Here is a 14,676-nt window from a genome sequence, read left to right as displayed (position 1 = left end):
TACTTCCCGAACCGCGAGCACGTGAACCTGCCCGTGGGCGAGGTGACCCTGGCCGCGGCCGAGGGCGACGAGGCCGACGGCAACGGCACCGATGGTGAGGGCACCGAGGGCGGCGAGCCCGAGGAGCCGACCGAGCCCGCCGTGGGCGAGGGCGTGACTCTGGACGTGGTGGACACCGACGCCGACCCGGTGGCCCTGGCCGCGGCCCAGGTCACCCGCGACCATATCTACATGACGGCCTACCGGGTGTCCCTGGACGAGACTGAGCCCGACTACGCGCTCACCTTCCCGAGCCAGGCCCAGAACCCCGATGCGGCCGCCACGGCCGCCAACCTGGCCGCCGGCCTGAACATTACCAACGATTCCGACGCCCTGCGCCAGGACGGCAACGTCGTGGAGCTGTTCGAGCAGGTGCCCGGCGAGACCAACGCCGGTCAGAACCTGGCTGTCACCGTGGACGACGGCACCGGCAACGTGGGCCCGGCCCGTACCGACGGCTACGTCATCGTGGCCGCCGAGATCACCGATGACGCGGCCGCCAACACGCCGGCCGCCGGCCAGTACCAGATGACCAACAACGCGGATGCCGCTTCCGGTGCCGCCTTCATCGGCGCCGAGGTGTTCTACAACGGCAAGCGCTACGACGTGCCCCGCTGCGTGGACGAGCCGCTCGCCGGCGGCGATGCGGGCCTCGTGGAACTGCTGAAGGCCAACATCTCCGGCCGTGTGTGGGACGACCGCAACTACGACGGCCTGCAGGCCACCAAGACCGTGACCGTGGACGGCAAGGAGACCACCGTGGTGGACACCGACGCCGAGCCCGGCATCGAGGGCGAGGAAGTGCGCCTGTCCCAGTGGATGTACGTGCCCCAGGACAAGTGGGCGCAGTTCGTGGCCAACCACGAGGACCTCGTGCGCGCCTCCTTCGGTCATACCGACGGCATCGAGGGTGCCGACGGCAACCCCGTGGCGTCCATCGCCCAGGGCGTGTGGATCCGCAACACCCAGTTCGGCGAGGAGCGCTACACGGCCCTCACCGAGCAGGACGAGAACGGCAACACCGTCCATAAACCTTATATGACCGATTCCTGGTACCGCGGCGACGGCATCGTGGCCGTGAACACCCACGACGGCACCAAGACCACCGCGGCCGGCGACGCCATCGAGCGGGGCGTGTACCTGTTCGACAAGCTGCCCACCGTGGCCGTGGTGCAGAACGCCACCTACGACGAGTTCTACCTGGCGGCCTACCGCGTGGAGATCCCGTCTATGAACGTGACGACCGCCCGCGACACCGTGACCGGCACCGCCGACGACATCTGGCTGCTCACGCGCCACCGCGCCACCCAACAGCTGGACAAGGCCGACCTGGCCTCGGCCAAGCTGGATTCCGACGTGGCCAACTTGAACGCCTGGCCGGTAGAGGAGACCCGCGACGGCGCGGCCGGCAACATCGGCGTGGCCGGCGGCTTCATCGTGTCCCAGCAGAACGACGAGCTGGACACCGCCTCCGGCGAGCCCAAGGAGCGCCAGAACCACGGCCAGATCATCCTGGCCACCCTCGTGGGCGACGGCGAGAAGGGCAACGACAACACCACCGAGGACGTGGACCAGGGCAACAACATGTGGGACAACCAGGTCCAGTACGACTGGATGCTGGAGCTGCCCGACGGCACCGCCCTGCACCACGGCGGCGACGTGGGCGAGGTGCTGCCCCCGTACCAGACCATCACGGGCCGCGTGTGGAAGGACATGAACAACGACGGCCTTCAGGGCGACTACACCGACGAGAACGGCACCGTGGCCGCCGAGCCCGGCGTGAACGGCATCCAGGTGTCCCTGGAGCGCTACTACACCGTGGTGGGCTCCGACAACGGCTTTGTCTGGGACGACCAGTGGGCCGCCGCCTACCCGGCCGACTACAACGACACCGTGCAGGCGAAGACCTCGCCCATGAAGCCGGCCGTGGCCCTGGGCTGGACGCGCGAGGCCGACGGCACCTACAGCTACACCGCCGCCCCCTACGCCAACGGAGACACTGCCACCGTGGCCGGTGTGGACGGCACCTACGAGTTCAAGAACTTGAAGAGCTCGGACGTGCGCGACGTGAACGGCGATGGCGTGGACGAGGTCGTCATCTACGGCTACAAGGTGCGCGTCACCGACGAGGAGTTCCGGGCCCGCCGCCTCTTGGCCGCCAACATCCACGAGGGCAGCGACTATACGGTGGACTCCGACCTCATCTACTCCGACGGCTACGTCATGGGCGCCGACGAGTACACGGTGCTCCTGAACACCGAGGAGACCGACGGCTACGTCCACGGCACCCTGGCCGACATCGAGGGCAACCCCACCAACGGCGGGGCTGCGGCCGTGACCGTGGCCTCCCAGGGGGCCAACGTGGCCGTGGCCACCGCCTCCGGCAACCCGAACCAGAACACCGCCGACCGCTACGGCCGTGCGCCCGCCGCAGCCGGCGACGGCGCCACCCTGCGCTACGACCGCGCCAAGGGCGCCGACCGCGCCTTTAACGACGCCGGCGTCATGGACGTGCCGAAGCACCATATCTCCGGCTATCTGTTCCACGATGCCAACTACAACGGCATCTACGACGTCGCCGGTGCGTCCGACCGCTTCACCGTGGGCGGCACCGACTACACCGAGCGCGGCCTGGTGGGCAAGAAGGTCATCCTGAAGCAGTGGTACTTCGTGCCCGGCACCGCCGTCGACGCCGACGGCAACGGCACGGGCGGCCAGTGGGTTCAGGTGGCCGACTTCACCAACGTCGACGCCCCGGTGCCCCCGACCGGCGGCGACGGGGCCGATGGCGCCCTGGCCGCCTTCGTGGCCGCCGGTCTCCGCGCCGCGGCCGCTGCGGCCGCCGGTACGGTGGAGTGCTTCACCCGCACCGTGGCCGCCGATGCCCCCGGCACCGACGAGGGCCACTACGACGGCTTCTACTCCTTCGACAACCTGCCCGTGTACGTGGCCGTGAACGGTACCGAGTACCTGGCCGGCTACACCGTGGAGGTGGCCGGTGGCGACGCCGTGGCCACCAGCGAGACCCTGAATGTGCCCGTGACCCGCATCGAGGAGCGGGGTGATGCCCTGGCCGAAGACGAGCACGAGTCCACGGCCCAGGTCATCGGCACCCAGCTGCTGGAGAACGTGGGCGGCACGGTGACCTACACCGACGGCGCGGCCTCCATCGACACCTACGGCAACGCCAACTACCCGCTCGGCTGGCAGAACCTCACCGGCCAGGCGCCGCAGATGTTCGACAACGACGACGTGGCCCTGCACAACAACACCTCGAACTCCACCCTGGACGGCATGATCGTGCTGGCCGGCAACACCACCACCTACACCCAGGACGACAACTACAAGATCGACCAGGTGCGTGACGGCGTGAAGGTGTCCTTCGACATGGCCACGGGCCGCAGCGAGGAGAAGCTCTCCGGCGGCTACGGTTACTTCGGCACCACCGAGGTGGCCGGCACCCTGTGGTACGACGCCGACTTCGACGGCGTGCAGGAGATCGGCACCGATGGCGATGCCGCCCTGGCCGACACCGAGGTGCGCCTGGCCCAGTGGTTCTACCTGGACGGCTCGCTCGTGAACGTCACCGTGGACGGCAAGGTGGTGTCGCGCTTCCAGGCCGCCGCCGTGACCAACAACAAGGGCCAGGTGCTGCGGGCCGCCAAGACCTACGAGGACGTGGACGTGAACGACATCCACGGCATCGAGCTGGTGCGCGACGACGCCGACGCCGTAGTGGGCGCCTGGATCAAGAACCCCGCCTTCGGCGAGGAGGTCGTCGACGAGGTCACGGGTACGGTCACGGGCCGCACCGGCTTCTATGCCATGGACACCGACGCCAACGGCGCCTACCGCTTCCACGACGAGGACGGCGCGGCCGGCTCCACCGAGGGGCTGCTGCCCTACGTGCAGTTCGACGCCGAGGGCAACCCCTTGGCCGCCGGTGACCCGGCCGCCACCGACGACGTGCTGGCCCTGGCCTCCTACCGCGTGACGGTGCCCGAGGTGCCGGCCGGCCACGTGCTCACCGTGTACCACAGCGGCGTGGGCTCCTCCGACACCGACTCCGACGCCAAGCGCGACGTACGACGCTCGGCCGAGGTGGACGGCTACGACACGCCCATCGTCACGGCCTACCCGCAGTTTGCGGCGGCCGGCGAGCAGCCCGACGGCGGCTTTGCCAAGGACACCGGCTTCATCCTGACGGCCGACGCCTCCACCCTCGCCGACGGCTCCGTGCCCGCGAACACGCCCTACCGCGCCTCCATGGGCGGGGTGGACTACGATACGGCCCATCAGGTGGCCGCCCGCGCGTCGGTGAACACCGGCCTGTTCCGCGTGCCCACCTCCCAGATCACCGGTATCGTGTGGAACGACACCGATGCCGACGACAACACGGCTCCCAATGGCGTCCGCGATGCCGACGAGAAGGGCCTGGCCGGCGAAGTGGTGCTGGCCACCCAGTGGTACTACGTGCCCGCGACGAGCCCCATCTTCGATCAGATCGCCACCGGCGAGGCCGCCGGCATCGTGGAGTGGGTGGCCGCCGACGGCACCACCTCCACCGACGAGGCCGCCCCCGCCGGGGCCCAGGGCGCCTGGGTGCAGAACATCGGGTTCGGCTCCGACTGGGTGACCACCGAGCTGAAGTTCGTGAAGGATCCGGCCGACCTCACCGATCCGGGCCACTTCGAGCGCGTGCCCGTGGTGACCGGCGGCGAGAATCGCGCCGACGGCCGCGGCAAGGACGCCGTGGTGGCCGTGCGCACCTACGCCCAGGGCGCCGCGACCAAGACCGCCGCCGACGGCACGCAGGTTCCCGTGGCCGACGGCGAGTACGTCTTCGACAACCTGCCTACGGCCGTGGTGGTCTACAACGACGCCACCGGCACCGACGAGTACTTCCTGGCCGCCTACCGTGTGGAGCTGGCCGCCGCGAAGAACTACCTGAAGTCCGACGGCACGCTGGCCGACCCGTGGCACATCACCGCGGTGAACGAGGGCACCGACCTCACGGTGGACTCCAACGCCACCGACGACGGCACCACCGGCCCGGCCGCTAATGCCGACGAGATCGGCCTGGCCGCCGCCGAGCCGGCCCGGGCCTACTACCACAGCTTCCCGGTCATCGAGCGCTACGCCGACAAGACCCTGCGCGCCAACGACGGCCAGGTCATCCTGGGCACCGTCCAGGCCGACACCACCCAGGGCATCCCGGCCGCCTTCGCCGCCATCCCGGCGGGAAGCGCCATGGACACTGCGGGCGCGGCTACCTACCAGTGGACCCGCCCCGTGGCCACCGAGGAGGCCGGCGATGTGGGCGAGGTGGCCCCGGCCTACCGCGCCATCGGCGGCTACGTGTGGCGCGACAACGCCTACAAGGACGGCTGGTACTCCCGCACGCCTGGCACCTACCCCGACCCCGACGACCCGAGCGAGGACCTGACTCTGGAGGCGGCCGAGGAGGGTCGCGTGGGCACCACCATGTACCTGCGCCAGTGGTACTACGATCCCACCCGGGTGAACACCGCCGACAGCTTCAACGGCGACAACCACTGGTTCCCGGTGCGCGCCTACGACACCGACCGCGACCAGACCGGCTTCTACTTCGCCACCACCACGACCAAGGCCGCTGCCGACTTCGGCAAGGCCAACGACGGCTACTACGAGTTCGACGACCTGCCGGTGCGCGTGTTCGTGGACGGCAAGGAGTACCTGGCCGGCTACACCGTGGCCATCCGCGGCAACCTGTCGTTCACCCCGGGCAAGTACGAGATGTCTACCACGCACGATACCAGCGTGGATGACGCCGACCACGACCTGTGGAACTCCAAGGGCCAGTCCAACGTGAACGCCGGGCTGCCCCGCGAGTACCGCTTCGGCCTGGACACCTTCCCGCTCGTGCGCAGCGACGCGTACAGCTCCGACGGCGACATCCATACCCTGGACTCCATGCTGGTGCTGGCCGGCTCGACGACGGCCGACGCCGCCGGCGCCCGCGTGAGCGGTACCCAGTACCCCCTGGCGGCCTCGGGCAAGAACCACGAGGGAGACGCCGGCGCCACCGACGTGTCCTTCGATCTGACCTTCGGCAAGAACGAGACCCGCATCAACGGCGGCTACATCATGCCCCCCGCGGCGCCCATCACCGGCCGCATCTGGGACGACGCCAACTACAACGGCGTCCAGGACGAGGGAGAGAAAGGCATCGCCGGCGTGCGCATCCGCATCATCCAGTGGTACCTCGACACCGCCGACAAGAGCGGTGGGACCGACGGCACCTGGAAGCGCACCTATACCCTGGCGGCCGACGGCGTGACCCACGTGGACGTGCCGGCCACCACCTGCACCACCTCCAACGGCAAGCCCGTCTACGACGTGGACGGCACCACCATCATCCAGGATCTGCCGCTCGGCACCTACAAGAGCGAGGAGGTGCCCACGCGCTTCAGCAAGCCCGATGAGAGCACCGACACCGACTACCTGTGCGGCTACACCGTGGAGGTGGAATCGGTGCCGGCCGGCTACACGCTGACCCGCGCCCATGCCAACGGCGACGACGGAGTGGAAGCGGCCGAGGACTACACGGCCGACTCCGACCTGTTCCGCAACATGGGCGGCACCAACATCGACGGCGGCCAGTTCACGCTCGTGAACCGCGTGGCCGACAAGGCCGACGACGGCAGCACCCCCACCCGCGCCGACGGCATGGTCATCATCGCCCGCGAGAAGCACTCCACGTCCACCAACGACAAGACCCAGAAGACCTACAAGGGCGTCACCTACGACACCGATATGAACGTGCAGTCGGCCCAGGGCGGCGACGGCGGCCTCATCGCCGTGCCGACCGCCTCCATCAACGGCATTATGTGGGACGACTCCTATCAGGACACCTGGTCCGGCGATCTGCTGCTCGACCGTGCCGAGCGCGAGCGCTCCTACAACGGCATTCGCGACCATTGGGCCGAGAACGGCAAGACGGTCTACGAGGCCGGCCTGCCCGGGCGCACCGTGGCCCTGACCCAGTGGGCCTACGACCGCAATGCCCAGACCTGGGCCCAGGTGACCGGCTTCGGTGCCGAGGTGAAGTGGGAGTCGGTGACCGATGCCGACACCGGCACCACCTCCTGGCAGCAGACTCTGACCCCCAACAACAGCGGCGTCCGCACCGTGACCACCGGCCCGGTGGGCTACGACCGCGACGGCAAGACGGTGAAGACCGATCTGGACGCGGGCACCTACGGCTTCGACAAGCTGCCGAGCGCCATCGTGGGCGTCGGTGCCGAGGCCTCTGCCCTGAAGATCGCCGCCGACCGCACCGTGGCCCTGGCAGGCGACACCTACGCGCTCGCCGGCTACCAGGTGGAGTTCGACGGCCTCGGCGCCGGCGGCTCCGATGCGGCCGACGGCGAGAACTGGCTGCTCACCCGCTACCATGTGGGCGAGGACGTCACGGTGGATTCCGATGCTGAGAACCTCGACCGCACCGGCGTAGCGCCCCTGACCGGCGGCGCGGGCCGCGTGGTGACCGACCGGGCCGAGGTTGTGGCCGAGGACGGCACCGTGATCGCCGGCACCCGCACCGCCCAGGGCAACCTCGGTGGCAACGATAACGGCGGCCGCATCGTGCTGGCCAGCGAAGGCGTGAGCGACGGCGAGGGCAAGACCAAGCTGGCCGACCCGGCCGACTACGCGCGGGTGCCCCTGTCCCAGCTGCTGGCCGGCACGGCCGGCACGGCGGCCTACGACTGGCTGACCGTGGACACCGAGCGCGTGCTCGTGGACAGCTGGACCGATGAGGGCGGTCTCGAGCACGAGGTGTGGGATCGCTACAGCATCCCGCTGGCCGGCGGTTACGTGGGCGCCACCCATCCCACGCGCCAGTCCATCCGCGGCATCCTGTGGAACGACGCCAACAACAACGGCATCCAGGACACCTTCGTGGACGAGGAGACCGGCGCCCGCACCGACGAGGCTCCGATCAACGGCTACGCCGTGGCCCTGGAGCGCTACTGGTTCAACGGCACCGACTGGGTGCTCGACACCACGGCCTGGGCGCCCGACGGCACCAGCGAGGCCAAGGCCGTGACCGGCAAGGTGCTCGTGGAGGAGGATACGGACAAGACCGCGCTCACCCTCGATTTCAACGAGGAGCTGGTGGGCAACGACCTGTACCGCAACGGCACCTACAGCTTCGAGAACCTGGAGACCGCGGGCCTGCGCACCGTGGGCGGCACCACCCAGTGGGTCGTCTACGGCTACCAGGTGCGCGTCACCGAGGATTCCGTGGCGGATGCGGCCGACTTCAAGGCCAAGTACCAGGTGCGCGGCACCGCCGAGGCGCCCGTGGACTACCGTCACGACTCCGACCTGTCCGAGGACAACTACCTGGTGGACACCGATGGCAGCGAGATGATCGTGCTGCTGGAGACCGTGAACGCCGACGGCCAGACCCCCGACGGCCTGACCTCCCACGGCTCCAACATCGTGTACGCCCCGGCCTCCCACAACGCCGACCAGACGCCCAACTACGAGCGCGACGAGAACGGCGACGTGGTGACCGACGGCGAGGGCAACCCCGTGGTGGCCGAGCCGATGCGCAAGGGCGACCTGGTGGCCTACGACCTCATGATGGGCGCCAGCCGCGACCACAACGACGGCGGCATCATCATCCCGCCCACCTACGCCATCGACGGCTTCGTCTGGGAGGATGCCGACTACGACGGCCTGTACAACTACAACACCGAGGTGCGCAAGACGCTCACCAAGGACGGCAAGGAGGTCACCGAGGACTTCATCGAGTACGGCTACAACAGCAAGCAGGTCATCCTGAAGCAGTGGCTGCTGGCCGCCGACGGCACCTGGGTGCAGAACGCCGACTTCGGCAACGACACCAACGTGAAGGCCGCCGACGTGACCACCCCGGGCAAGAACACCCTGAAGCCCGGCGAGACCGCCAACCTCACTCAGACCATCCCGGGCTCGAAGAACCTGGGCGGCGGCAAGGTGGCCGTGCTGACCGGCACCCATCCGACCCTCGTCTCCGAGGGCAAGCTCGGCGGCAAGGCCGTGACCGGCTACTACCTCTTCGACAAGCTGCCCACGGCCTACCGCCAGTGGAACGCCGCGGCGAAGAAGTACGAGTACACCCTCGCGTCCTACACCGTGGAGGTGAACGGTGTGAAGGCCGACGACGGCATGGGCTCGCTGCTCGTGACCACCTTCGAGGCCCAGACCACGGCCCACGATGTCGTGAACTCCCGGGTGCAGCCCATGGTGACCGCCGAGGACAAGGACGCCGGCAACCCTGATGGCCTGGCCGAGGTGTGGAAGCACTACGAGAACAACAACTACCCGGTGTTCCTCGACGAGCCGAACATCCAGACCGCCGATGGGGCCCACAGCGACGGCGCCTGCACCCTGCCTGCGGGCACCTGCACCACGGTGGAGGGCGAGATCGCCAAGAACGCCGCCGACTGGCGCATCGTGCTGGCCGGCGCCTCCGACGATGCCAGCCTGGCGGCCCAGAAGGCCGTCTTCCCCTGGTCCGAGGAGCGCGTGAAGACCGACGAGAACGGCAAGCCGGTCTACGACGCCGACGGCAACCCCGTTAAGGAAACGGTCGCGGGCGAGAACGGCTACGACTTCGCCGCGGGCCAGAACCAGGCCTCCATGAACGCCGGCTTCGTGCCGCCGGACCGCTCCAGCTTGGTGGGCCAGGCCTGGTACGACGAGGACTACGACGGCGTGAACGACTCCGACACCTCCGACGACCGCTTCGACACCGAGGACAGCGACAAAACCGAGGAGGGCGTGGAGAACTTGCGCGTCATCCTCACCCAGTACTACTTCGTGCCCGAGTACGACCGCGGCCACCAGCTGCTGGAGGACGAGGACGGCAACGTCTTCTACGAGAACGAGGACGGCGACCTGCGCCTGGTGGACGGCAAGGGCGGCAACATCGTCGTGGGTGCCGACGGCAAGGTGTACCTGGTGCGCTCCGGCCGTACCTACGACTACGATGCCCTGCGCAAGGCCCATGTCCGCGTGCTGCGCGACTCCGGCGTGTGGGTGGAGAACACCAACCTGGCCGGCGGTTACCAGTACCAGGACGGCGCCGACGAACCCGACGAGGGCGAGGGCGGCGAGCCTACCGACCCGGAGAACCCGGGCGAGCCTACCGACCCCGAGGCCGGCGGAGAGGCCGGCGAGCCCGCGGCCCGGCGCGTGGCGCCCGCGGCGGTGCCCGTGAGTGCGGCGGCCCTGGCCGACGGCGAGGGTGACGGCAACACCCAGGTGACCGACCCCGGCGACCCGAGCTGCACCCACGACAACCGCACCGTGACCGCCAACAACGATGGCACCCATACGGTGACCTGCGATAACCCGGCCTGCACCTATACCGAGGCCAACGTTGCTTGCTCCGACGGCGACGGCGACGATTGCTGCGACGCCTGCGGTGCGTGCCTGCACAACGGCGCGGTGGCCACCGACAACGGCGACGGCACCCATGATGTGACGTGCGGCAGCTGCAACACGGTGCTCGCCGACGATGCGCCCCACGTGGACGATGACGCCGACCAGGTCTGCGATATCTGCAAGGCCTCCCTGGCCACGACCCCGGCCTGCGACCATGTGGGCAAGGGCCTCGCCTACAAGGACAACCTGAATAACACCCATACGGCCACCTGCGCCGGCTGCGGGGCCGTGGTGGACGCCGCGGCGGCCCACCGCGATGCCGATGGCGCCGACGGCAAGGGCGACGGCAAGTGCGACGACTGCGGCGGCGTGGTCATCGAGGCCCACCAGCTGTGGACCCTCACCAACGCGGAGGGCATCTACGAGTTCAACAACCTGCCCGGTTACGTGCTCGTGGACGGCGATGTGGTCACCGCCTCCAAGCCGGCCGACATGACCAAGGTTTACCAGCCCTACGGTGTGCCCAACGCCAACGGCACGGCGCTGTCCACCTCCGACCTGAAGGTGCTGCACGCCCGCCCGGTGTCGGTGAAGATGATCGCGTCGCTGTCGGCCGAGGACATCAAGTCCCTGTCCGGCGAGCAGATGAAGCTCATCCAGGCTGACGCCGAGCTGAAGGCTGCCTACGACGACCGTATGCAGGTCCTGGCCGATGCCGACCCGAACTTCACCATGGCCACCCCGTACCTGACCGGTTACGCCATCAAGGTGGTGGACGACTCTGGCGAGTACGTGGCCAGCCGCTTCCACGTGGACGGTGCCGGCACGGGCAACAACTCCGACCTCACCTCCTTCGAGTCGTCGCTCACCGACAACGTGAACGATGCCGACAAGGCCAACGAGGTGTACGCCGTGGTGGCCGAGCAGGTGGACGAGGATGCCGATATGAACGGCAGCCTGCTGGCCAGCGCCTATGCCATCACCTACATGGAGAACGACTACGACCTCGCGAACCGCATGTACTACAAGCGCGCCTTCGACGCCGGCCTGACCAAGCGCCTGCCGGTGCTCATCGACGGCGACGTGTGGAACGACGAGAACTCCGACGGCCTCATGACCGAGGGCGAGGCGGGCATCGAGGGCGCCGTGATCCGCCTCGTGCGCTACTGGTACGACGATGCCGGCATGGGCTACTGGGAGAACGCCGCTGGCGACGGCAGCTACAAGAACTCCGGCCTCACGAAGGACGAGTACAAGGCCATCGAGGCCATGGCCCCGGCCTACGTGGAGGACGAGGACGACGCGGTGGCCGATCCCGCGGCCGCGGCCCAGGCCATGATCGACTGGCTCGGCGCCATCGGCGCCGACCTGGATAACGCCACGGCTGCCGACCGCGAGGCGGTGTACCGCGCGGCCCTGAACAAGCTCAACGTGTTCGAGGCCACCCAGGGCACTTCCCTCAACAGCTACACCGAGGGGCCCGACAACAGGCGGGTCATCCGCGAGGCCTTCGACGCCTGCATCGATAAGATCGGCGAGGCCACGCCGGAAGGGGAGAAGGGCGTCTGGCGCCGCGACTACAGCTTCTCCCAGGCCGACCTGGCCGAGCTCACGGGCGTCCACGATCTGTCCAAGGACGGCCTGGGCGAGCACACCTATCTGCCGCTGACCGAGGAGGAGGCCCTGGCCGTGGCCCCGGCCGACGAGGTGCGCGAGCAGTGGGTGAGCGAGGACAAGGACGGCAACGACCAGTACTTCAAGTACGTGCCCGGCTCCGGCTTCGCCACCACCGACGAGAACGGCCGCTGGGAGTTCATGGCCTACGGCACCGGCACCCACCGCTCCGGTGAGAACACCGCCGAGTTCAAGGTGCTGTTCGCCTACAGGGCCGAAGTGGTGAGCTATCCCGAGCCCGAGGCCTACGCGCCCACCCTGCAGCACGTCGATGACGAGCTGGATGACACCATCAACTCCGACTTCGATGAGGAGTTCGGCTCCCTGCGCCCGAACATCCCCGACGCCGCCGGCCACAAGGGCGACTACACCCTGCCCATCGACCCGGCCGACGCCGCCAGCGAGGGCCTCATCGTGCTGACCACCCTGGCCGATGCGACGGAGTCCGAATCCTCCAAGACCCAGGGCGCCTACGCCACCTTCGATTCTCAGGTCAACCGCGATCCGGAGAACTGCGATCACGAGGACGGCAACGGCGACGGCTTCTGCGATGCCTGCAAGGAGTGCGTCCACGTCAAGGATGGCGGCCTGTGCACCGAGCCGGGCTGCGACCATGCCAGCGACTGCTGCCCGGCTCCGGCTGGCACCGAGTGCGAGCACGTGGACGGCGATCTGGACAACCGCTGCGATCTGTGCGGCGACTGCCTGGCGAACCACGACGACCGCGCCGTGGCCGACACCGACGGCGACGGCCTGTGCGACACCTGCTCTGCGTGCCTGCATGAGAAGGACGGCGACGGCTTCTGCACCGAGGCCGGCTGCACCCATGCCGACTGCACGGTGCGCGCAGCCACCGAGGCCGCCTTCCTCACCACGCTCTACCAGGGCGATAGGCCGGTGGCCCGCATTACCGTGACCGACAGCCTGAAGAACGAGGTGCTGGCCTGGATCGAGAAGGCCCTGCTGGCCGACCTGGACGAGCTGCACGAGACGCACCCCGACTACCACGAGGCCATCTTCGGCAAGCAGAAGATGCTCGGCGGCAAGCCGGTGTACCTGGGCTCCGACGGCCGGGAGACCACCGACGCCACCGCTGCCGACGGCACGGCCAACGCGCCGGTCTACGACGGCACGGGCGACCACGACCTGTACGAGGCCTACCAGGCCCGCCGCATGGAGCTCGAGGGCGACAACATGTGGTCCGACATCAACTGGTTCAGCTCGCTGCACCACGGCTACGGCCTGTTCCGCATCGCCCAGGCCCATATCGCCGGCGTGGTGTGGCGCGACGACAACTACGACGGCATCCAGGATGCCGGTGAGACCGGGCGGATCGCGGGCGTGCCCGTGAGCCTGAAGCGCTACTGGTACTCCGCCGACGGCTGGCAGCTGGACGAGACCTTCAGCCAGACGGTGACCTCGGACGCCGATGGCCGCTGGATCTTCGATGACCTGGACGTGGCCGGCAAGCGCATGGTGGACGGCGAGGAAACCTACGTGCTCTACGGCTTCGAGGTGACCGTGGACGATCTGCCGGCCGGCTTCGGCGTGACCCATATGAACAAGGGCTCCCACGAGACCGACTCCGACCTGAACGAGGACACCAAGCTCCTCGATCCGGCCGATCCCCACGGCGGCCTCATCGTGCTGGCCTCCCCGTCGGATCGCTCCGATCTGGTCGGCAACGGCGCAGCCTACCTGGCCGGCCCGAACGGCACCACCTGGGTCATCTCCATGGGCGTCGATTCCGACTTCAACGACACGGGCCTGGTGCCCTACGCCCTGGCCACCATCGCCGGCATTGCCTTCGACGATCCGGAGGCCGACGGTCTGCAGGACGAGACCGCCGAGCCGGTGCCCGGTCTGACGGTGTACCTGGAGCGCAAGACCCTGGGAGATACGGCGGCGGTCGGCTTCAACGGCGCCTCCTACAAGCCCACGGCCCTGGCTGCCATCAAGGGCCAGACCGTGGAGGGCGGCGACGGCTGGACCGAGGTGGCCTCTCAGGAGACCAACGCCGAGGGCGCCTACCGCTTCGAGGGGCTGCCCATGGTCGACGGCGCCAACACGCCCTATATCTACCGGGTGCGTGCCACCATGCCCGACGGCAAGGAGTTCGTGCCCATCGAGGTGGGCAGCGACGATAACAACGACTCCGACTGGGGCGAGGCCGCCGGCTCGGTGCTCGGCACGGGCAAGGTGGGCATCACCCCGGCCATGGCGGTGCTCGGCTCCTTCACCGAGGTGCGCACCACCCCCAACGCCTACGGCCACAAGTTCAACCTGCTGGCGCCCTACGACTGGACGCCCGAGACGGATCGCTCCGTGGACCTTGGCATGACCGGCAGCGATGACGACTGGAACACCGTCGTGGTCACCACCCCGTGGGGCACGAACCTGTTCTACCTGAAGCTGCCCCAGACCGGCGACGAGCTCATGCCCTGGCTGTTCGGCCTCACCCTGCTGGGCGCCGCGGCCCTGCTGCTCGTCCTCATCAGCCGCCGCAAGGAGGAAGACGAGGAAGAGGAAGGGGAGGAGGAGTAA

Annotated in this window: 1 protein-coding gene (cut by a window edge); it reads left to right on the top strand. The window is 68.7% G+C overall.

What is annotated here, in order from left to right; genetic code table 11:
- A protein-coding gene (locus F8D48_RS11595; RefSeq protein WP_170272725.1) for an SdrD B-like domain-containing protein crosses the window boundary here: on the top strand, positions 1 to 14,676 show its end. 59,244 nt of this gene lie to the left of the window's left edge; only the last 14,676 of its 73,920 coding nucleotides appear in the window; its start codon lies off the left edge, out of view; the stop codon is at positions 14,674 to 14,676.

Origin of the sequence: Adlercreutzia muris, assembly GCF_008831045.1 — a bacterium.
Lineage (GTDB): Bacteria > Actinomycetota > Coriobacteriia > Coriobacteriales > Eggerthellaceae > Adlercreutzia > Adlercreutzia muris.
The sequence above is the reverse complement of the archived record's forward strand: the minus strand, read 5'-3'. Positions and strand labels throughout refer to the sequence as shown.